Annotated in this window: 19 protein-coding genes and 1 pseudogene; 16 read left to right on the top strand and 4 right to left on the bottom strand. The window is 63.0% G+C overall.

What is annotated here, in order from left to right; translation table 11 throughout:
• The first annotated feature begins 82 nt into the window (after positions 1–82).
• The 4 genes from trbF to E4K65_RS40735 are packed head-to-tail and all read left to right on the top strand — an operon-like array spanning position 83 to position 3252.
• Positions 83–766: a conjugal transfer protein TrbF gene (gene trbF, locus E4K65_RS40750; RefSeq protein WP_135178892.1), complete on the top strand. Its 684-nt coding sequence runs from the start codon at positions 83–85 to the stop codon at positions 764–766.
• Complete coding sequence (gene trbG / locus E4K65_RS40745) at positions 763–1797, top strand: P-type conjugative transfer protein TrbG (RefSeq protein ID WP_167771554.1); 1035 nt, start codon at positions 763–765, stop codon at positions 1795–1797. Before trbF ends, trbG begins: the two co-directional genes overlap by 4 nt.
• Positions 1794–3005 (top strand): TraB/TrbI/VirB10 family type IV secretion system protein, encoded by a 1212-nt coding sequence (locus E4K65_RS40740; protein ID WP_135178891.1) that lies wholly within the window; start codon positions 1794–1796, stop codon positions 3003–3005. The genes trbG and E4K65_RS40740 overlap by 4 nt, the downstream gene beginning before the upstream one ends.
• A gap of 4 nt (positions 3006–3009) precedes the next feature.
• Positions 3010–3252 carry a DUF2274 domain-containing protein gene (locus E4K65_RS40735; RefSeq protein WP_135178890.1) on the top strand — a complete coding sequence of 81 codons (243 nt, stop codon included), beginning with the start codon at positions 3010–3012 and terminating at the stop codon, positions 3250–3252.
• A 185-nt stretch (positions 3253–3437) separates the two neighbouring features.
• Here E4K65_RS40735 and E4K65_RS40730 read toward each other — a convergent pair whose 3' ends face one another.
• From E4K65_RS40730 to E4K65_RS47900, 3 genes are all read right to left on the bottom strand, one after another.
• Positions 3438–4343, bottom strand: coding sequence for a TauD/TfdA dioxygenase family protein (locus E4K65_RS40730; protein ID WP_135178889.1), 906 nt, complete (start codon positions 4341–4343; stop codon positions 3438–3440).
• Between the two features lie 950 nt (positions 4344–5293).
• Positions 5294–5923 (bottom strand): FMN-binding negative transcriptional regulator, encoded by a 630-nt coding sequence (locus E4K65_RS40720; protein ID WP_135178888.1) that lies wholly within the window; start codon positions 5921–5923, stop codon positions 5294–5296.
• A gap of 63 nt (positions 5924–5986) precedes the next feature.
• Positions 5987–6145: a hypothetical protein gene (locus E4K65_RS47900; protein WP_167771553.1), complete on the bottom strand. Its 159-nt coding sequence runs from the start codon at positions 6143–6145 to the stop codon at positions 5987–5989.
• Positions 6146–6290: 145 nt separating this feature from the next.
• On the opposite strand from E4K65_RS47900, the pseudogene E4K65_RS49880 reads away from it, so the two are divergent.
• The 8 genes and pseudogenes from E4K65_RS49880 to E4K65_RS40680 form a co-directional block, all read left to right on the top strand.
• A pseudogene (locus E4K65_RS49880) lies at positions 6291–6413 on the top strand (DUF433 domain-containing protein); the annotation flags it as partial.
• A 709-nt stretch (positions 6414–7122) separates the two neighbouring features.
• Positions 7123–8325, top strand: a complete 1203-nt coding sequence (locus E4K65_RS40710; RefSeq protein WP_135178887.1) for a cytochrome P450 — start codon at positions 7123–7125, stop codon at positions 8323–8325.
• A 92-nt stretch (positions 8326–8417) separates the two neighbouring features.
• Positions 8418–10016, top strand: coding sequence for a cytochrome P450 (locus E4K65_RS49875; protein WP_135178886.1), 1599 nt, complete (start codon positions 8418–8420; stop codon positions 10014–10016).
• Entirely contained in the window at positions 10003–10848 is an 846-nt protein-coding gene (locus tag E4K65_RS40700) for an SDR family oxidoreductase (RefSeq protein WP_135178885.1), read from the top strand. Before E4K65_RS49875 ends, E4K65_RS40700 begins: the two co-directional genes overlap by 14 nt.
• Positions 10848–12191 (top strand): cytochrome P450, encoded by a 1344-nt coding sequence (locus E4K65_RS40695; RefSeq protein WP_135178884.1) that lies wholly within the window; start codon positions 10848–10850, stop codon positions 12189–12191. The genes E4K65_RS40700 and E4K65_RS40695 overlap by 1 nt, the downstream gene beginning before the upstream one ends.
• A gap of 132 nt (positions 12192–12323) precedes the next feature.
• Positions 12324–13322: a polyprenyl synthetase family protein gene (locus tag E4K65_RS40690; protein ID WP_167771559.1), complete on the top strand. Its 999-nt coding sequence runs from the start codon at positions 12324–12326 to the stop codon at positions 13320–13322.
• Between the two features lie 283 nt (positions 13323–13605).
• On the top strand, positions 13606–15156 hold the full coding sequence (locus E4K65_RS40685; protein ID WP_135178882.1) for a hypothetical protein: 1551 nt from the start codon (positions 13606–13608) through the stop codon (positions 15154–15156).
• On the top strand, positions 15153–16055 hold the full coding sequence (locus E4K65_RS40680) for a terpene synthase family protein (RefSeq protein ID WP_135178881.1): 903 nt from the start codon (positions 15153–15155) through the stop codon (positions 16053–16055). Before E4K65_RS40685 ends, E4K65_RS40680 begins: the two co-directional genes overlap by 4 nt.
• A 571-nt stretch (positions 16056–16626) precedes the next feature.
• Here the strand turns inward: E4K65_RS40680 and E4K65_RS40675 are convergent.
• The gene (locus E4K65_RS40675) at positions 16627–17523 is read right to left on the bottom strand and encodes a LysR substrate-binding domain-containing protein (protein WP_135178880.1); all 897 of its coding nucleotides are present in this window, start codon (positions 17521–17523) and stop codon (positions 16627–16629) included.
• 114 nt (positions 17524–17637) lie between these two features.
• Between E4K65_RS40675 and E4K65_RS40670 the strand changes: the two genes are divergently transcribed.
• From E4K65_RS40670 to E4K65_RS40655, 4 genes are all read left to right on the top strand, one after another.
• Positions 17638–18387 (top strand): SDR family NAD(P)-dependent oxidoreductase, encoded by a 750-nt coding sequence (locus E4K65_RS40670; RefSeq protein WP_135178913.1) that lies wholly within the window; start codon positions 17638–17640, stop codon positions 18385–18387.
• Between the two features lie 23 nt (positions 18388–18410).
• Complete coding sequence (locus E4K65_RS40665; protein ID WP_135178879.1) at positions 18411–19262, top strand: transketolase; 852 nt, start codon at positions 18411–18413, stop codon at positions 19260–19262.
• Positions 19259–20269 (top strand): transketolase family protein, encoded by a 1011-nt coding sequence (locus E4K65_RS40660; protein WP_135178878.1) that lies wholly within the window; start codon positions 19259–19261, stop codon positions 20267–20269. The genes E4K65_RS40665 and E4K65_RS40660 overlap by 4 nt, the downstream gene beginning before the upstream one ends.
• A 187-nt stretch (positions 20270–20456) precedes the next feature.
• The gene (locus tag E4K65_RS40655; protein ID WP_135178877.1) at positions 20457–21482 is read left to right on the top strand and encodes a TRAP transporter substrate-binding protein; all 1026 of its coding nucleotides are present in this window, start codon (positions 20457–20459) and stop codon (positions 21480–21482) included.
• Positions 21483–21491 lie beyond the last annotated feature (9 nt).

The raw sequence follows: 21491 nt of genomic DNA, 5'->3' as shown, positions 1-21491 counted from the left end.
GCATCTCTGCCGCACAGCAGCGCCTCAGATCCACCTATCGCACGACTTGAAACCGATCACTTGATACCAGGGGCAACCTTCGATGTTCAAACGAAATTCCGTTCATTACGGGCGGATGCCCGCACCGGTAACACCTTATCAGAAAGCAGCGCAGGTTTGGGACGACCGCATTGGATCTGCCCGCGTGCAGGCTAAGAACTGGCGCTTGATGGCGTTCGGCTGCTTGATGATATCGGCCGGTCTCGCAGGTAGTCTTGTCTGGCGATCGAGCCAGGCATCGATCACGCCCTGGGTGGTCGAAGTCGACCATCTTGGCCAGGCCCAAAGGGTCGCGCCGGCCAACATCGAGTATCAACCCACTGATGCGCAGATTGCCTACCATCTGGCGCGGTTCATTGAGGATGTCAGAGGTCTGCCGGCCGACGGCATCGTTCTGCGCCAAAACTGGCTCCGGGCCTATGATTTTACAACCGATCGCGGCGCCGCCGCGCTCAACGACTACGCGCGCAACAATGATCCCTTTGCCAAGCTAGGCAAGACTCAAATTTCCGTGGACGTCTCGAGTGTCATTCGCGCATCTCCGGAGAGCTTTCGCGTCGCGTGGACCCAGCGCGTTTACGAAAACGGCTCGTTGAGCTTGACTGAGCGCTGGACTGCAATCCTAGCGATTGTGATCGAGACACCACGCGATGCCGAGCGCCTGCGCAAGAATCCCCTTGGCGTCTACGTCCACGCTATCAGCTGGTCAAAGGAGTTGGGTCAGTGACCAAGACGCCGTCTGACATTCATTCGAAATGTTCCCTTCCGCAAGGCTTGCTCAATTCGGCTTGGCCCGAGTTCGTGAGCTCGAAGCGTGCACTTCTATCCGCGCTTCTGCTTTGCTCGTCTTTGCTCGGTGGGTGCGCGACCTACATCCCGCCGGAGATCAGCTATGACGCTGAAGTTCCTCCGCTGCCGGCGACGCCCGTGGCTCTCGACGACAGATCGCGACCGCTTCACGTTCCGCCCCCCTGGAAGCCGACTCTCGGCGGCAAGTCGGGAGGGAAGGAAGACGCTGAACCGGTGAGCCGGGTTGAGGCTGCAAACAGCGCAGCCCGGGTCGAACCGCGCAAGCGGGGGTATTTCAACGCCGCGCAAATCTACGCCTACAGTCCCGGGGCGCTCTATCAGATTTACGCTGCACCGGGACAGATTACGGATATCGCGCTCGAGGAGGGAGAGCAGTTGACCGGATCAGGACCGATCGCGGCCGGTGATACCGTACGCTGGGTCGTAGGCGACACCGAGAGCGGGAACGGTGACACGCGACGCGTCCATATCCTGGTTAAGCCGACCCGCGCCTTGATCGAGACCAACCTGGTCGTCAATACCGATCGGCGCACCTACCTGATCGAGCTCCGCTCCCGCGAGCGACCATACATGCCGTCTGTTGCCTGGTACTATCCGGAAACAGCGCGCGAACGATCCCGTTCAGTCGCTCTGAAACCCGTTCTTCCAGATCCGGCTCACCGTATTTCCCGCTATGCCATCGAAGGAGACAGTCCTCCCTGGCGGCCGCTCGCCGCATATGACGATGGCCGCAAGGTCTATGTCGAATTCCCGGCGGGGATCGTGCAAGGCGAGATGCCTCCGCTCTTCGTCATTGGTCCAGACGGCAAGACCGAACTCGTCAACTATCGCGCTTACGCCAACGTATTGATCGTCGATCGGCTGTTTGCGGCCGCCGAACTGCGGCTTGGCGGTGAACACCAGCAGAAGGTTAGGATTGTCAGGACCGACGGGAGGCCGTCGTCATGAATACTCGGAATGAAGCCGATCACCAGCAAGCTGCTCCGCCGCCTACACAGGAGGAACAGTCCAGGAGCTTCCGCTTGAGAGCAGAGCATCCGCGCGTGACACGGTTGTCGCGGAAGGTCTTGGCCGGCGGGAGCGCGGTTGCCCTGCTTGTCATCGGCGGAGCGGTCCTGTGGTCGCTACAGAGCACTCGCTCCCGTAATCAAGCGGCCGATGAGCTTTACAGCACCGGCCACCACAATGTTGCCGACGGCATTACGACGCTGCCGAAGGACTATGCTGGCGTTCCGCGCCAGCCAATCCCGCAGCTTGGTCCGCCACTCCCCGGGGACCTCGGTCGACCGATACTTGCCGCTCAAGGCCAGTCGCCGATGATCGGCACTGATCCGGACCAGCAGCGGCGGGATCAAGAGACCGAAGCAGCTCGCATCAGTCACCTGTTCGCTTCGACCAATGGTCGAGAAGTGCGTCCGTCCGTTGCTGCGACTGCTGGCGGCGAGCGCGTGACGTCGCCGAACGCGTCGAGCACAGGCGATGACGGATTTGTGCAGAACGGTCAGGACCGGAAGCTTGCCTTCGTGAACGCATCCGTAGACCGTCGCACGGTCGGCCCTGACCGCATCGCGAGGCCAGCTTCACCATATATCGTGCAGGCCGGGACGGTCATTCCGGGAGCCCTGATCACCGGGATTCGATCCGACCTACCAGGCCAAATTACCGCGCAGGTAACCGAGAATGTCTTTGACACGCCGACCGGACGCTTTCTGCTTGTGCCCCAGGGAGCGCGTCTGATCGGGCTCTACGATAGCCAGGTCACTTTCGGCCAGTCGCGCGTTCTGCTCGTTTGGACCAGGCTCATCATGCCAAACGGACGTTCTATCGTTCTCGAGCGGCAGCCTGGCGCGGACGCCGCCGGCTATGCCGGCCTCGAAGACGAGGTCGACAATCACTGGGGTGAGCTATTCAAGGCTGCGGCACTGTCGACGCTTCTGGCGGTCGGAACCGAACTTGGGGCCGGCTCGGACACCAACAGCAACGACAGCGCCATCATCCAAGCATTGCGACACGGCGCCTCGGATTCACTGAACCAGACCGGGCAGGAGATCGTCCGTAGAAGCCTCAACATCCAGCCGACTCTAACCGTACGACCTGGTTTCCCGGTTCGTGTTCTTGTCAATCATGATCTGATACTTGCCCCGTATAGAGAGTGACAACATGCCCAAACTTAAAATAGGAGAGCTTCCAGACGACAAGCCGGTCAAAGTGAGTGCGGAGCTGCCCGCGGCCGTGCATCGTGATCTCATTGCATATGCAGAAGTGCTTACGCGTCAGGGTGGTCAACTGGTCGATCCAACTAAACTCATCGCCCCCATGTTGGCACGCTTTATGGCCACTGACCGAGGATTTTCTAAACTGAAACGTGAAGGTCACGTACCGGCTGGCGGCGAAGGACAGTGATGCTCGTGGTTTCCTCGAAGCCGTTGCCCACGCTAAATAGTTGCCAGCACAGCGAAGCGCTTCCGAGTTGGCATCAAGAGCTGAGATATGGCGTCGCAAAGTGTGCTTTCGAGTTTGCCCGAAACAACTCCGATTACCAATTTTTCCCAGTTTTCAGCCGGCGGGTGCTGGGCGTCGACGTGCAGTTATTCGGTCATCTTTCGCGTTACACTGCTCCGGCCATCGACACTGAGAGGCACGTCACCCTCGATCGTGGCCCTACGTACGACGCGATGCTGGTCCCCGTAATCGTTGACCGCGTAATGCTGCGTTGCGCGGTTATCCCACAGCGCAATATCGCCCTCTAACCAATTCCAACGCACAGTGTTTTCGGGCGCAGTGATGTGAGACTGGAGCAGATCGAACAGCTTTTGTCCGTCGTATTTGCCGATTCCAATAAAGTCCTTCACCAAGGCGCCGAGCACTAGCGTCCGCTCGCCCGTTTCGGGATGGACGCGTACGACGGGATGCTCGGTCTCAAAAACCGTTCTGGTGAACACCTCGTCAAAATGTTTCTTGTCGACCTCACGGACCCGCGCGATCCCGGCGTAATCGAAGAGGTTGCTGTGAACGGCCCATAGGCCCTCGGCAAGCCGTTTTAGCGGCGGCGGCAGACCAAGATAAGCGGCAGCTGTGTTCGACCATACGGTGTCGCCTCCGAACATTGGCATTACAACGGCCCGCAGGACCAAAATCTTAGGATAGGCGTCGGCGAAGGTCCCATCCGCATGCCAAACGTCGGCACGACCGCCGCCGCGAGTGGAGTCCAGTTCGAGGAGCGACGCCATCCCCTTGGTAGCACCGAGCATCGGATGTGGCACTAGCTTTCCGAGACGAGCGGCAAAGCGCTCATGCTCAGCGTCATCGAGATGGCCTTGATTGCGGAAGAAGATAACCTTGTGCTCGAGCAATAAGCTGTTGATCGCGGCGATCGTGTGGTCCGGTAGGTCGCCTGATAGCTTGATATTTTTGACTTCGGCACCGATGCGCGCTGCACGTTTCACAACATCGGTGCTCGGAATGGCGCCTCCGACCAAAGCGTTTGTGCTCATCTTGCTTTTCCAAGCCCTTGCAGTTCTTCCTCACCCCTTGGGACAAATGATCTTCAGCAAGCATCGTGCCAAGCAAAACGCAAGCATGTACTCGATCATGGGCCGTAAATGAATCGTGGCATTTGGCGCGAGTCCATCGAACTGACCCAGTGGTTGGGCGGAGTGACGAAAGAACTCGCTCACCGAGCTCACCCCTTCGAATGTCGAATCGCGAAGCGACAGCAGGAGCGAGCAAACGGCAGATCTTCAGTCACGCTTTTGTAATCACTAACTCTGTTGAATTGGCAATAGTTTATGGTGGTCATGAATTATGTAGTCCGGCCCTGCCGCGCGGAAGCGCGCCTCGAAAACAAATCATCCCACGATTGATACGTTGACGAGACCGAGATTGCGGGCAAGTTCCGTCTCAACAGGCATATCGCTCACTATGACGATGACGGTTCTTTCTGGGACAAATCATTGGCCTGCATATACAAGCGTAGCGGCTCTTGCTTGCTCATGCTCCTAAACTGAGTTGCGCAGCTCGCAACTGTCAAAACGTCGCTGACGTGAGTCTCCATTCCAAGTCGTTGTCACTTGTGCGCGAATTGGTTCAACAATGTAATTGCTTCCGGGTGCGAGATGGAGTTTGGAGAGCGTGAGCATTGCTGCCTCCGCGGCTCTTTTCTGGATTGCTTTGTTTTGAGCAATGGCCATCCCAGGCGGCGCAGGGAGCCGCAGAGTCGGATGGGCTTTCGAGAGTCTGGACGCTTACTACGCGCGTTGTACTGGACCTGACACGAGATTGTGCCTCTGTCAGAATACGGACAAGTGTCTGCACAGTGCGGCAAGCCCGAGCTGACGTTTCCGTTCGTGAATTTCGCGAGTTAATTGATGGCCCGACCGCTGGGGTTTGTGAGAGCTGTAGATGTAAGATGGCTGCGGCGCTGCTGGTCATGCACATTTTCGTCTCAGTCCTGAACCAAGATAAGAGCACCAACTTCCTGGTCCCGTGCCAGTTTGCTCGCCGCTAGGCCGGTGGCGATACCAATGCGATCAGGCGTGGGGCGGTTTTGGCTCATCTTGCGTTTGCCTTCGACCATGGTGATCGGGATGCGCACGCCGACGATTTCACGCAACTGGGCGGCGATGAAATCCGCGGGAGCATCGCTGACGGCCCAGGGCGTCGCACGTGATGTCTCATGGATATTCGTCAGACGCGTCACAACCTCAAGCAGGCGAGTGGGATCCTCGAAGAACTCAATCGGCCCATGGGCGTGGACCGCGATGTAATTCCATGTCGGAACCACATGTTCAGCTTGTCGCTTGCTAGGATACCAGGATGGCGTCACATAAGCCTCTGCGCCAGTAAAGATCGCCAGAGCTTCTCCGATCGGGGCCGTGCGCCATTGCGGATTGCCCTTCGCCAGATGCCCGTATAGTGCGCCGTGTTCGCCTTCGCTCTCGTCGAGGAAGAGCGGAAGAGGCGTCGCAAGTGGCCCATCTGATGTCGCTGTGACTAGGTTGGCCAATCGGGCGCAGCGGATTGTCGCTCGAATATTCTCGATGTCGTCATCTCGAAAGTGGGTTGGTATGTACATGAAGGCTCTCCGTTGGAAGTCGTCGAGATAGACGCAAGTCAACATGCGAGAAAACTGCCAGTTTTAGTCGCTCCCGTAGAGCTTCTCCGCTTCCTCTTTTGACGTGACGGCTTCGGATTTATTTGGAACGCGGGCAATTCCCCTCAGCCGCTTCAGTCCGTCGAGCTGCCGTTGGGTTGGTGTTCCGTTGCTATTTTCCTGCGGGCTGAGCCAGGCATTCATGGACCTTCAGAGATCTTACCCCGGCTCGCCTGTATGAAGCGATCCGGCAGCTGTGCTTCGACTCGCACCGAGTCGCGTTTTGGCGAATTAGTCCTTGATCTTGGCAAGATCGACGCTGACCTCAAAAGCGGTCTTCATCGTCTGAATGCGTCGATGGGTACAAGTCGGAGGTGATCGCAACCAACCCATCATCAAAGCAAGAGAGTTCCCGTCTATGGTGGACGCCCTCGCCCGTGGGCAATCGGCCGAGGAGATTGTCGAGGATTTTCCACCGCTGACGCGCGATCAGGTTGAGGCCGCGATCGAATACGCCGTAGCGAGGGTGCCCCTATCTCCGTGGAGTCTGAAGCGGGCGCTGGCAGAGCTAGCCGGCCTTGGGTTCGATGACGAATCCGAGGCGGGCGAGGTTGCGCCGCGCCGGATTCCGCAACCGCGTATTTCATCGACGAGAACGCGGTTCTTGAGTTTGGCGATGGTGCCAACGCGAACGTGCGCAAGTGGCTTGCAACATGGTCCTAGATTAAAGCGCGCTCTGCGCGAGCGCGCGCACCCGGAACAGGAATTCGCCCGAGGGCGTCGCCGTGTGCAGGTTCTCGGTCAGCGAGTGGAACGCCACCCAATTGTCCTTCGAGCGAGGTCACGATGGCGAGCCGAGCAGCGCATCGCGCTGCAGGTCCGTGTTCTGAGACGCGCATGAGGCCAACCAACATAGGCGGATACCCATCTGAAATAGGTTTCCGTGTGGTAGCGCGTGGCGACAGAGTTTCCGCATATGTTTTGTGGCACCAAGCGCTTAGCTTAGGGACTACTACAAGATTCGGTAGCTGGCTAAAGCCAACTTGACGCTCTAGGAATCGGTCGCCTTCCCCGCCGCATCATCGACCAACAGAAGCGAACGCAAGCGCACGGAAAGTCGGTGACCGCAGCGCCTGTGGGCACCTTGCGCCCCTCCATCGCTTAGAGAGTGAAGTGCTACCGTGTCCGAACAACCCCTGCCGATGCTGCCGATGTGGCGCGTCGATCACATCGAGCCCTCGCCCGAGATGTTGGCGCTACGCGCCAACGGTCCGATACACCGCGTGCGTTTCCCGTCCGGGCACGAAGGCTGGTGGGTGACAGGCTACGACGAGGCCAAGGCGGCGCTGTCCGACGCCGCGTTCCGGCCGGCGGGAATGCCGCCGACGGCGTTCACCCCGGATTCGGTGATTCTCGGTTCGCCGGGGTGGCTCGTGTCGCACGAGGGGGGCGACCATGTCCGGTTACGTACGCTCGTCGCGCCGGCCTTCAGCAGCCGCCGGGTGAAGCTGCTGACGCCGCATGTCGAGGCGATCGCTGCGCAGTTGTTCGAGAACCTGGCGGCCCAGCGCCAGCCCGCCGACTTGCGGCGCCACCTCTCGTTTCCGCTTCCGGCCATGGTCATCAGCGCCCTGATGGGCCTGCTCTACGAGGATCACGCCTTTTTCGCTCGGCTGTCCGACGAGGTGATGACGCACCAGCATGAAAGCGGCCCGCGCAGGGCGTCGCGCTTGGCCTGGGAAGAACTGCGCGCCTACATTCGCGACAAGATGCGGGACAAGCGCCAGAATCCGGGCGACAACCTGCTGACGGATCTGCTCGCGGCGGTCGACCAGGGCAAGGCGACCGAGGAAGAAGCGATCGGCCTGGCGGCAGGCATGCTGGTGGCGGGACACGAGAGCACCGTCGCGCAGATCGAATGCGGCCTGCTGGCCATGTTCCGCCATCCGCAACAGCGCGAACGCCTGATCGGCGATCCATCCCTGGTGGACAAGGCCGTGGAGGAAATCCTGCGCATGTACCCGCCGGGCGCGGGCTGGGACGGCATCATGCGCTATCCGAAAACCGACGTGACCATCGCGGGCGTGCATATTCCCGCCGAGAGCAAGGTGCTGGTCGGCCTGCCGGCAACGTCGTTCGATCCGCGCCATTTCGACGCGCCGGAAATCTTCGACATCGGACGCCAGGAAAAGCCGCACCTGGCGTTCTCCTACGGGCCGCACTCCTGTATCGGCGGGGAGCTGGCCAGGCTGGAACTCAAGGCGGTGTTCGGTTCGATCTTCCAGCGCTTTCCCGCGCTGCGCCTGGCCGTCGCGCCCGAACAATTGAAGTTGCGCAAGGAGATCATCACTGGCGGGTTCGAGGAGTTCCCGGTTTTCTGGTGATATGCGGACGCCGCTGGGGGCCGCGATCTGTCCGCGGCTTGCCGGCGCACCTGCCTGCACCGCTCAGATCAGCCGGCCAACAGGTAACGAAGATGGACGTGCAAGAAACCACGGCAGCATGCCCGGACGCCTTCGCCGAACTGGCATCGCCGGCGTGGATCCACGACCCGTATCCGTTCATGCGTTGGTTGCGCGAGCGCGACCCGGTGCATCGCGCGGCGTCGGGCCTCTATCTGTTGAGCCGCCACGCCGACATCTACTGGGCCCTCAAGGCCACGGGCGATGCGTTTCGGGGACCCGCGCCGGGCGAACTGGCGCGCTATTTCCCGCATGCGGCGTCCAGCCTGTCGCTCAATCTGCTGGCCTCCACGCTAGCGATGAAGGACCCACCGACGCATACGCGTCTGCGCCGGCTGATCTCGCGCGATTTCACCATGCGCGAGATCGACAACCTGCGGCCGAGCATCGCGCGCATCGTCGAAGCGCGGCTGGACGGCATGGCGCCCGCGCTGGAGCGCGGCGAGGCCGTGGACCTGCATCGGGAATTTGCGCTGGCCTTGCCCATACTGGTCTTCGCCGAACTGTTTGGCCTGCCCCACGAGGACATGTTCGGGCTCGCCGCCGGCATCGGCGCCATTCTGGAAGGCCTGAGTCCGCACGCCAGCGGTCCCCGGCTCGCCGCGGCGGACGCGGCCAGTGCCAGAGTGAAGGCCTACTTCGGCGGTCTCATACAGCGCAAGCGCACCGATCCCTGCCACGACATCGTGTCGATGCTGGTCGGCGCACACGACGATGATGCCGACACGCTATCAGATGCGGAGTTGATCAGCATGTTGTGGGGCATGCTGCTGGGTGGCTTCGCCACCACTGCTGCGACCATCGACCATGCGGTCCTGGCGATGCTGGCCTATCCCGAACAGCGTCACTGGCTGCAGGGAGACGCCATGGGGGTGAAGGCATTCGTCGAAGAAGTCCTGCGCTGTGACGCGCCCGCCATGTTCAGCTCCATTCCACGTATCGCCCAGCGCGACATCGAATTAGGCGGCGTGGTGATCCCGAAGAACGCGGACGTGCGCGTGCTGATCGCGTCTGGCAATCGCGACCCTGACGCCTTCGCCGATCCCGACCGCTTCGATCCCGCGCGGTTCTACGGCACCAGTCCCGGCATGTCGACCGACGGGAAGATCATGCTGAGCTTCGGCCACGGCATCCACTTCTGCCTCGGTGCGCAACTGGCTCGGGTGCAGTTGGCCGAAAGTTTGGCACGGATTCAGGCGCGCTTCCCCACGCTGGCGTTGGCCGAGCTGCCGACCCGGGAGCCCTCCGCGTTCCTTAGGACGTTCCGCGCGCTGCCGGTGCGGCTGCGTGCGCAGGGGGCTGAGATGCGCGTCGTGGTCGACCAGGATCTGTGCGGAACCAGCGGACAGTGCGTGCTGACGCTACCGGGTACTTTTCGTCAGCGCGAACCGGACGGCGTGGCCGAAGTGTGCGGGGCGACAGTCCCGCAGGCGCTGCACGCCGCCGTGCGGCTCGCAGCCAGCCAGTGCCCGGTCGCCGCCATTCGGGTCATCAGAAGCGAAGCTGGGGGTGACGAGCGCGCCAGCGCCGACAGTGCGCCTTCTCCGGCGGAGGCGGAGCGGCATGCCGCGAGAGACCAACGCAATCCAGGAGGACACCATGGGACGGTTTGAAGGCAAGGTGGCCGTGGTGACCGGCGCCGGCGCCGGGATCGGCAAGGCATGCGCCCTCGCCATCGCGCGCGAGGGCGGCAGAGTGGTGGTCGCCGACATCGATGGCTCGGCGGCCGCGGCGTGTACCGCGCAAATCGCGGCCGAGGCGGGCCACGCGCTGGCTCTGGCCATCGACATCGCCGAGGCGCAGGCTGTGGCTGCGCTGTTCGATACGGCGGAGCGGCATTTCAGTGCAGTCGACCTCCTGGTGAACAACGCGGGCGCCATGCATCTGACTCCGCGCGACCGCGCGATCCTTGACCTGGACTTGGCGGTCTGGGATGAGACCATGGCAACCAATCTGCGCGGCACATTGCTCTGCTGCCGGCAGGCCATTCCAGGGATGATCGCCCGCGGCGGTGGCGCGATCGTCAACATGTCGTCGTGCCAGGGGCTCAGCGGTGACAGCGCGCTCACGTCCTACGCCGCATCGAAGGCGGCGATGAACATGCTATCGGCTTCGCTCGCCACCCAGTACGGTCATGCGCAGATCCGCTGCAACGCGGTTGCGCCGGGTCTCATCATGACCGAGCGTCTCCTGGCCAAGCTGGACGAGTGCATGCAACGGCATCTGCGCCGGCACCAGCTCCTACCGCGTGTCGGCCGCCCAGAGGACGTGGCCGCGCTGGTGGCGTTCCTGCTCTCCGACGATGCTGCGTTCATCACCGGCCAAGTAGTGTGCATCGACGGCGGCATGCTGGCGCATGTGCCGACGTACGCCGACGGTGGGAACAGCCGCGCCGCGCGGCCTTCCGCCGGCACCGCCGAAGCGGCTGCGTCGCCGCGCTGCTGATGGCCATGCTGCTCAACCCGCTGAACCGTCGAGATCGGCTGCGGCACGAAATCCCGGTCGTGCCCGGCGCTTTCCCCTTGGTCGGGCATCTTCCCGCCATCGTCTGCGACCTGCCGCGCCTGCTGCGGCGCGCGGAACGGACGTTGGGCAGCCACTTCTGGCTGGACTTCGGCCCTGCCGGACACATGGTGACCTGTCTGGATCCGGATGCGATCGCACTGCTCCGGCACAAGGACGTGTCCTCGACGCTGATCGAAGATATCGCGCCCGAATTGTTTGGCGGAACGTTGGTCGCCCAGGACGGCGGCGCGCACCGGCAGGCGCGCGGTGCGATCCAGGCGGCGTTCCTGCCCACGGGGCTGACCCAGGCTGGCGTCGGCGAGCTGTTCGCGCCCGTCATCCGGGCGCGGGTGCAGAGGTGGCGCGACTGCGGCGACGTAACCATCCTGCGCGAAACCGGCGATCTGATGCTCAAGCTCATCTTCAGCCTCATGGGAATCCCCGCGCAGGACCTGCCGGAATGGCGTCGCAAGTACCGGCAACTGCTGCAGTTGATCGTCGCGCCCCCGGTCGACCTGCCTGGACTGCCCCTGCGGCGCGGTCGCGCCGCCCGCGACTGGATCGATACGCGGTTGCGCGAGTTCGTTCGCGACGCGCGCGAACATGCCCCGCGCCCCGGGCTGATCAACGACATGGTGAGCGCCTTCGATCGTAGCGACGATGCGCTCGCCGATGAGGTTCTGGTCGCCAATATCCGCTTGCTGCTGCTTGGTGGTCACGACACCACCGCCTCAACGATGGCCTGGATGGTGATCGAGCTGGCGCGGCAGCCTGGGCTGTGGGACGCTCTGGTCGAGGAGGCGCAACGCGTGGGCGCGGTGCCGACGCGGCACGCGGACTTGGCGCAGTGTCCGGTCGCCGAGGCGCTGTTCCGCGAGACGCTGCGCATGCATCCGCCGACGCCGCTCCTGGTGCGTCGCGCAGTGCGTGAATTGCGACTCGGCCAACGGCGCATTCCCGCGGGCACCGATCTGTGCATCCCGCTGCTGCATTTCTCGACCTCGGCGCTGCTGCACGAGGCGCCTCATCAGTTTCGCCTGGCGCGGTGGCTGGAACGCACCGAGCCGATCCGGCCGGTGGACATGCTGCAGTTCGGTACCGGCCCACACGTCTGCATCGGCTACCACCTGGCATGTCTGGAACTGGTGCAGTTCTGCATCGCCTTGGCGCTGACCATGCACGAGGGCGGGACGCGGCCGCGGTTGCTGAACGGCGTCGAAAAAGGCCGGCGCTATTACCCGACCGCACATCCGTCCATGACTATCCGCATCGGATTCTCATGAGCTGGCATCACATGCCGCTGTGGCGAGGCAGCGGCGCCGGCGAGGCGCGGGATTGCTGCACTCGGCGCGCGCACGGTGCGACGCAGACAACACCGCGGCGGCTCGCCTGTCAGGGACAAGGACATGAACAACATGCAGACCGGTTCTACGCCAGAGGATGACAGAACTGGTGATTCCGCGCTCGGCGGATTGGGCGCGCAGGCGCGGGGCGCATCCGGCGGGCTGCTGCCCGAGATCTGGATGCATGAGGGCGCAAACCGGGTCGAACAGGTGCTGGCGCGTCTTCTCTGCGCCGAACATGACGGTGAGACCGAGCTGATGGCGGCGATGCGCTACGCCACCTTGCATGGCGGGAAGCGCACCCGCGGCTTGCTCTGTCTGGCTGCCGGCACACTGGCCGACGCGCCGGCGCACATGCTCGATGACGTTGGCGCCGCCATCGAGATGATGCACGCCTGCACCCTGGTCCACGACGATCTGCCCGCGATGGACGACGATGTGCTTCGCCGCGGCCTTCCGACCGTGCACGTCAAGTTCGGCGAAGCTACAGCGATCCTGGTCGGCGATGCGCTGCAAGCGCACGCCTTCCTGACCCTGGCGAGCCTGGATGCGCCGGGCGACAACCGTATCGCGCTCGTGCGCGAACTGGCGCGGGCGGTGTCAGCCGAGGGTGCCGCCGGCGGGCAGGCCATGGATCTGTCTCTGGTGGGAAAGCACGTCGAGCTGGACAGGATCGTGGCGATGCACCGGATGAAGAGCGGAGCGCTAGTGCGCGCGTCCGTTCGCATGGGCGTCTTATGCGCTCTCGCGGAGAATGCCGCGCACGCTGCGCTGTACTGTGCGCTCGATCACTACAGCGCCTGTTTCGGCCTGGCGTTGCAGGTGATCGATGACATTCTCGACGTGACAGCGGATGCCGCGACGCTGGGCAAGACCCCCGGCAAGGACGCGGCGGCGCAGAAGCCGACCTGCGCGTCGATCATGGGACTGCAGGCAGCACGCCAGTTCGCGCTGGATCTGTTGCGCGATGCCGGGGAGGCCATCGCGCCGCTGGGGCCGCGTGCGGAACGGTTGGCGCAACTCCTAGAGCGGGCCAACGCGTATCTCTTCAAGCACGCGCCATGCGCATGAGCGCGCCCGTCCGGATGGAGACGCCCCGTGCCGCTGCGATCGACCGGCGAGAGATACATGCTGCACTTTGTCCGAGTCGCGGTGCCGATCGCAGCGGTTGCCCGCCCCGGCGCACGCGGCGCCCGCGCGCAAGCCTACGCGGCGGACCGGCGCCAGCATCGGGGCCTCGCCGCGCCGGAGCAGGGCGGCCGTCCGGCGCTGCCTATGCGACGAACATGCGGCGACATGGGCTGCGTCTGCCCGATCCCGGTTCTCTTCGACCGTCTGCATAAGGAACATCCGCGTGAACGTGCTGTCCGAACAGATCCTTTCCGAATTGCGCGGCCTGCTGAGCGAAATGAGCGATGGCGGCAGCGTCGGTCCGTCCGTCTACGACACGGCGCGGGCGCTGCGCTTCCACGGCAACGTCGCCGGTCGGCAGGACGCATACGCGTGGCTCATCGCGCAGCAACAGGCCGACGGCGGATGGGGAAGCGCGGACTTCCCGCTGTTCCGGCATGCGCCCACCTGGGCAGCGTTACTGGCATTGCAGCGTGCCGATCCTCTTCCCGGTGCTGCAGACGCTGTCCGGGCTGCAATCCGGTTCCTCCAGGTCCAACCCGATCCCTACGCGCATGCGGTGCCGGAAGACGCGCCGATCGGCGCGGAGTTGATCCTGCCGCAGTTTTGCGGTGAGGCCGCATCCTTGCTGGGTGACGCGGCGTTTCCGCGCCATCCAGCGCTGTTGCCGTTGCGACAAGCGTGCCTGGACAAGCTGCGGGCGTTGGCGATGTTGCCGAGCGGTCATCCGTTGCTGCACTCCTGGGAAGCCTGGGGGACGTCGCCGACGACCGCATACCCGGATGACGAGGGCAGCATCGGCATCAGTCCGGCGGCCACCGCCGCGTGGCGTGCGTACGCCGTGACGCGGGGAAGCACGCCGCAGGTCGGGCGCGCCGATGCGTATCTCCAGATGGCATCGCGGGCGACGCGCAGCGGCATTGAAGGCGTCGTTCCCAACGTGTGGCCGATCAATGTCTTCGAGCCATGCTGGTCGCTGTACACCCTTCATCTGGCCGGGCTGTTCGCGCATCCCGCGCTCGCCGACCCGGTCCGCGTGATTGTCGCGCAGCTCGACGCCCGCCTGAGCGTGCGCGGTCTGGGCCCGGCCTCGCATTTCGCGGCTGATGCAGACGACACGGCCGTTGCGTTATGCGTCTTGCACCTTGCAGGCCGCGACGCGGCGGTCAATGCGTTGCGCCATTTTGAAATCGGCGAGCTATTCGTCACCTTCCCCGGCGAGCGCAATGCCTCGGTGTCGACCAACATCCACGCCCTGCATGCGTTGCGACTGTTTGGAAAGCCCGCCGCCGGCACCAGCGCCTACGTCGAGGCCAATCGCAACCCGCACGGTCTATGGGACAACGAAAAATGGCACGTTTCGTGGCTGTATCCCACCGCGCATGCGGTCGCTGCGCTGGCGCAAGGCAAGCCCCAGTGGCGGGACGAGCGCGCGCTGGCGGCGCTGCTGCAGGCGCAGCGCGGCGACGGCGGCTGGGGCGCCGGTCGCGCGTCCACATTCGAGGAAACCGCCTATGCGTTGTTCGCGTTACGTGTGATGGACGAGAGCGAAGAGACCACAGGGCGCCGGCGCATCGCGCAGGTGGTGGCGCGTGCGCTGGAGTGGATGCTCGCCCGCCATGCGGCGCATGCATTGCCGAAAACGCCGTTGTGGATCGGCAAGGAACTGTATTGCCCCACTCGGGTCGTGCGCGTGGCCGAACTCGCCGGGTTGTGGCTGGCGCTTCGTTGGGGGCGGCGCGTCCTAGCCGAGGGTGCAGGAGCGGCGCCATGATCCAACCAGAACGCGCGCTGCATCAGGTCCTGGAGTGGGGGCGTTCCCTGACCGGGTTCGCTGACGAGCATGCCGTAGAAGCGGTGAACGGCGGCCAGTACATTCTGCAGCGTATCCGCCCGAGCCTGCGCGACATAAGCGTCCGCACCGGTCGCGATCCGCAGGACGAAACACTGATCTTGGCGTTCTATCGCGAATTGGCGCTGCTGTTCTGGCTCGACGATTGTAACGACCTTGGCCTGATCTTGCCGGAGCAGCTCGCCGCGGTGGAGCAGGCGCTGGGGCACGGCGAGCCGTGCGCGCTCCCCGGATTCGAGGGCTGCGCTGTGCTGCGGGCTTCGCTGGCCGCGCTCGCCTACGATCGTCGCGACTATGCTCAGCTTCTCGACGATACCCGGCGTTACTGCGCGGCGCTGCGCGCCGGACACGCGCAGGCGGCAGGGTCGGAACGCTGGTCCTACGCCGAGTACCTGCAGAACGGCATCGATTCGATTGCCTACGCGAACGTGTTCTGTTGCCTGTCGTTGCTGTGGGGGCTGGACATGGCGACCTTGCGCGCGCGTCCGGCGTTTCGCCAGATCCTGCGGCTCATCTCCGCGATAGGGCGCCTGCAGAACGATCTGCACGGACGCGACAAGGACAGGTCGGTCGGCGAGGCCGACAACGCGGCGATCCTGCTACTGCAGTGCTATCCAGGTATGCCTGTGGTGGAGTTCCTCAACGACGAGCTGGCCGGCTATACGCGCATGCTGCAGCGGGTGATGGCCGAAGAGCGCTTTCCGGCGACGTGGGGATCGTTGATCGAGGCCATGGTAGCCATCTGCGCGCGGTACTACCAGACCTCGGCCAGCCGGTACCGCAGCGACTCTGCGGGGGGAGGGCAGCGTTCGCCGGCCTGAACGCGCGGGCAAGGACCACCATCTGGACATCGTGCTGGATCGGCGACACGATTCGAACGTGTGACCTTTGCCTTCGGAGGGCAACAGTCGGTCGAGGCGCGAGGCACCGGGTGCTTTCCGGATACAAGGTGAGTAGCCAATGGACGTGATCTCTGCTTGATGACGACGAACATGCGCTACCGTTCGATCTTTCCCGAGTTCAACCGCTTTGCCCGGATACCGAGGTTCGCGAACCTTCAAAGTACGTCTCCAGGACTGTAGAGTTCAGCGCGTTGCAGACCTGACAGATGGCCTCGCGCGTAAAATTGGATCAGGTATCTAGGTTTGGTTGGTGTGGGGCCCGCTACCAATCGTACGATTTTGCACGCCAATCTACGATCTTCTGCCATCACCTACTCCCGATGGTAGTCCCTCGGATAATGGGCGCGAATGGGACGATTGCGAGCATGTATGGAGGCCCGTTTGCTTTTGGCGCCGACTTCTATGCGTTGAAGACGCGACCGTCGGAGCTCGAGATGCAAAACAGCCGCACGCTTGCTTGGTTGCGGTGATGCTCGGCTTGAATTCGATCTTAGTGCGAGGAACCTGCGGTCTCGCCAGCGAGTTGCGCCACGAGCCAATCTGCAAAGGCTCGTACCGCTGGTCTCTGTCGGCTGGCGCGCGGGTAGATCAGGCGATGGCCGACGTAGCGGATTTCGTTGGCGCGCCCTGCCAGCGGTGCAACTAGTCGCCCGCTCGCCAGCTCGCGTTCGGCCAGGAGCGTTGATTCCAACGCTACTCCCAATCCCTCCGCAGCCGTTGCGATTGCGAGAAAGCTGCGATCGAACCTCATGCCGTGGAGCGCAGGTGCTTCCAATCCGTTCGCCGTGAACCACTGGTGCCACTGAACCTGCTTCACGTCGGAACGGATAAGCGTTTGATCGAGGAGATCGGCAGCTTTCCTGATTGGTTTTGCAAGCGCGGGGGAGCAGAGCGGGGTGACCGTCTCTTCCGGCAGAGGAATGACCTCGACACCTTCCGCCCGAGGCGGACCGTAGACGATGTCGATATCAAAATCATCGTTGCTGAAACGCGCATAGTCCGTGCTGGCAGCCAGCCGCACCTCGAGCTTCGGATTAGCGGCCAGAAACTGTGCAAGCCGTGGTGCCAGCCATTGCGCGGCAAAGCTCGGCGCGGAATGAACGCGTACCAATTGCGGTCCGCGCGCGGCAACTTCCTCAAGGCCACGGCGGAGCTGGTCGAATGCCGCTCCCGTGTGGCGCATCAGATTTTCGCCGGCTGGCGTGAGCCGCACGGACCGCGCACTTCGCTCGAACAGAACGGTGCGGAGCGTGTCCTCGAGTTTGCGGATGGCATGACTAACCGCACTCGGCGTCAGGTGAAGCTCATTCGCCGCATCGCGAAACGATCCGGTGCGGGCGGCGGCTTCAAAGGCGCGAATTGCCGATATCGGGACGTTTGACAGCATCCCATAAGTGAACCAGATTCATCGATCCATGACAACTGTGCGCTTGTCTGTTGGCCCTCCGCGGGTCATTCCTGGCCCTGCCAAGGAAGAACAAATTCGCGGGAGGAACTGATGCTGCTGCTCACCGGCAAGATGGCCATCATTTCGGGCGCGGCCTCGCCGCGCGGGATCGGGCTTGCCACCGCCCGGCGGTTCGCGGCCGAGGGCGCCCGGGTCGCCATTCTCGATATCGACGCCGGCGCTGCGGCGGATGCCGCGGCATCGCTTGGAGGGTCCCACATCGGGTTAGGATGCGACGTCGCCGACAAATCGTCGTGCGAGCAGGCGGTGGCCCGCGTGATCGAATCCTTTGGCGGCATCGATGTCCTGATCAACAATGCGGGCATCACCCAGCCCGTGAAGTTCCTGGACATTTCGCCTGCCGATTGGGATCGCATCCAGGACGTCAATCTCAAGGGCATTCTGTTCCTCTCCCAGGCCGTGATCCCGCATATGCGCGCACGGAAATCCGGCTCGATCGCTTGCATGTCGTCGGTCTCGGCCCAGCGCGGCGGCGGAATTTTTGGCGGCCCGCACTATTCGGCCGCGAAGGCCGGCGTGCTTGGCCTGGCGAAGGCGATGGCCCGTGAGTTCGGTCCGGACGGCATTCGCGTCAACTGCGTCACGCCCGGCCTGATCGGCACCGACATCACGGCAGGAAAGCTGAGCGACGAGATGAGGGTGAAGATACTGGAAGGCATTCCGCTCAATCGTCTCGGCACGGCGGAAGACGTCGCCGGCATCTACACCTTCCTGGCCTCGGATCTCTCGGCCTACGTGACAGGCGCCGTGATCGACGTCAACGGCGGCATGCTTATCCACTGAGCCAGCGAGACAGGGTCCGAACGATGGAAACGTCGACCAACGCACTCATTAACACGCCCAGGCTGGCGGACCGCGCCTACAACATTCGCCGCAATGCGCTGCGCATGGGTGAAGTTCAGGGGCAGGGCTATATCGCCCAGGCGCTGGACATCTCCGACGTGCTTGCCGTAGCCTATTTTCACGCGATGCGCTACCGGCCGGAGGATCCGTCCTGGGAAGGACGCGACCGCTTCCTTCTCTCAAACGGGCACTACGCCATCGCGCTCTACGCCGCGCTGATCGAGGCGGGAATCGTCCCCGAGGAAGAGCTCGAAACCTATGGTAGCGACGAGAGCCGCCTGCCGATGTCGGGCATGGCCTCCTACACGCCCGGCATGGAAATGTCGGGAGGTTCGCTTGGGCTTGGACTCAGCATTGCCGTCGGCATGGGCCTCGGCCTCAAGCGCAAGAAATCCGAGGCGCGGGTGTACACCTTATTTTCCGATGGCGAGCTTGACGAAGGCTCGGTCTGGGAGGCGATCCAGTCGGCAGGCCACTATAAGCTCGACAATCTGATCGGCATCGTCGACGTCAACAATCAGCAGGCGGACGGTCCTTCGACGCAGGTCATGGCATTCGAGCCGCTGGTCGACAAGCTTCAGGCCTTCGGCTGGTTCGTGCAGCGTATCAACGGTAACGATCTCGATGCCGTGGTTGCCGCCTTCGATGCGGCCAAGTCCCATCCCGAGCCCAAGCCGCGGATGATCGTCGCCGACACGCTGATGGGGAAGGGTGTTCCGTTCCTGGAGCAGCGCGAGAAGAGCCATTTCATTCGCGTCGAGCAGCACGAATGGCAACTTGCGCTTAAAGCGCTCGAAGCCGGGAGGCAGGCATGAAGACCGTCAGATCAGCACCGCAGCCGGGCAAGCCGCGCCTGACCACCTCAGCCATGATCGCCTCGATCGCGGCGGAAGGACAGAAGACGAAACCTGCGCCCTTTGGACACGCGCTCGTCGAGCTCGCACGCAGCCGTCCTGATGTGGTCGGCATGACGGCCGATCTCGGCAAATACACCGATCTGCACATCTTCGCGAAGGAGTTTCCGGACCGCTATTACCAGATGGGCATGGCCGAGCAGCTTCTGTTCGGCGCCGCCTCCGGCCTCGCCGCCGAAGGCTTCATGCCATTCGCGACAACCTACGCGGTGTTCGCGTCTCGGCGGGCTTATGATTTCATTCACCAGACCATTGCGGAGGAAGACCGCAACGTGAAGATCGTCTGCGCATTGCCGGGCCTGACCTCGGGCTACGGCCCGAGCCATCAGGCCGCGGAGGATCTCGCGCTGTTTCGCGCGATGCCGAACATGACGGTCATCGATCCCTGCGATGCCCACGAAATCGAGCAGCTGGTGCCCGCCATTGCGGCGCATCAGGGGCCAGTCTACACACGCCTGCTGCGCGGCCAAGTGCCGGTCGTGCTGGACGAATATGACTACAAATTCGAGCTCGGCAAGGCCAAGCTGATCCGCGACGGGAAGGAGGCCCTGGTCATCTCGTCCGGCATCATGACCATGCGTGCGCTCGAGGCCGCGCAAATCTTGAAGGACGACAGCATCGATATTGCGGTGCTGCATGTTCCAACCATCAAGCCGCTCGATGCCGACACGATCTTGCGTGAAGCCGGCAAGTCGGGTCGCCTTGTCGTTGTTGCCGAAAACCACACAACGATTGGTGGTCTTGGCGAGGCGGTTGCCGCACTTCTGATGCGTTCAGGCGTCCATCCGCCTTTCCGCCAAATTGCATTGCCGGACGAATTTCTTGACGCCGGCGCCCTTCCGACACTGCACTACCGCTACGGGATTTCAACCGCAGAGGTCGCAAGGCAGATCAAGCAGTGGCTTTAGTCTACCGGCGTTAAGCGCCAACCAAGCCAAGCCCTTGCGAAGAGCTACGCCCGCCGCTTGTTGCGGCGGCGAGCGATGGCTCATGCCCAAATGCCGGCGGTCGAGAGCCGGAAGGCGAAGAGTCCGAACACCCGCATGCCGGCGATGAAGCGGGCAGCAAATTCAAAGCAGGAATCTGGAGGACAACATGACTGTCTCGAAGCCCGGACGCATCAGCCGCCGCTCGCTGTTGATGGCGGCCACCGCCGTCCCTCTCTGCGGCATTCTGACCCGTCCGACGTCTGCCGCCGAGTTCGTTTACAAGTTCGCGACCGGACAGGATCCGACCCATCCGGTGAATATCCGGGCGCAGGAGGCGATCGACCGTATCCGCGAAGCGACCAGCGGCCGGCTCGAGATCAGGCTGTTCCCGGCCAACCAGCTCGGCTCCGACACCGAGCTTCTGACCCAGGTTCGCAGCGGCGGCGTCGAGTTCTTCAATCAATCGTCCTCGATCCTTGCCACCCTGGTGCCTAGCGCAGGCATTGTGAACACCGGCTTCGCATTCGCCAACTACGACAGCGTCTGGAAGGCGATGGACGGCGACCTCGGCTCCTATATCCGGTCGCAGATTGCCAAGACGCCGATCATGGCGGTGTCGAAGGCCTGGGACAATGGCTTTCGTCAGGTGACCTCGTCGGGCCGCGAGGTGCGAACGCCGGATGATCTGAAGAATTTTCAGATCCGCGTTCCACCCGCGCCGCTGCTGACCTCGCTGTTCAAGGCGCTCGGCGCCGGGCCGACGCCGATCAACTTCAACGAGGTCTATTCCGCGTTGCAGACCAAGGTGGTCGACGGCCAGGAGAATCCGTTGCCGATCATCGCGACCGCACGTCTTTATGAGGTGCAGAGCACGTGCAGCCTGACCGGGCACGTCTGGGATGGCTACTGGATCCTGGGCAACAAGCGCGCCTTCGAGCGCCTGCCGAAGGACGTGCAGGAGATCGTGATGCGCGAGCTCGATCGCTCCGCCGTTGACCAACGGGCCGACATCGCGAAGCTCAGTCAGTCATTACGAAGCGATCTCTCGGCCAAAGGCCTCAAGTTCATCGACGTCGATCGTGCCGCCTTCCGCCAGGCGTTGTCCAAGACGAGCTTCTACGCTGACTGGAAGAGCAAGTTTGGCGAGGAGGCGTGGTCGCAGCTCGAAAAAGCCGCGGGTCAGCTATCATGACCAGCGTGA

Source organism: Bradyrhizobium niftali (genome assembly GCF_004571025.1).
Taxonomy (GTDB): domain Bacteria; phylum Pseudomonadota; class Alphaproteobacteria; order Rhizobiales; family Xanthobacteraceae; genus Bradyrhizobium; species Bradyrhizobium niftali.
Note: the sequence above shows the minus strand (reverse complement) of the source record. Positions and strands in the feature narration are given on the sequence as shown.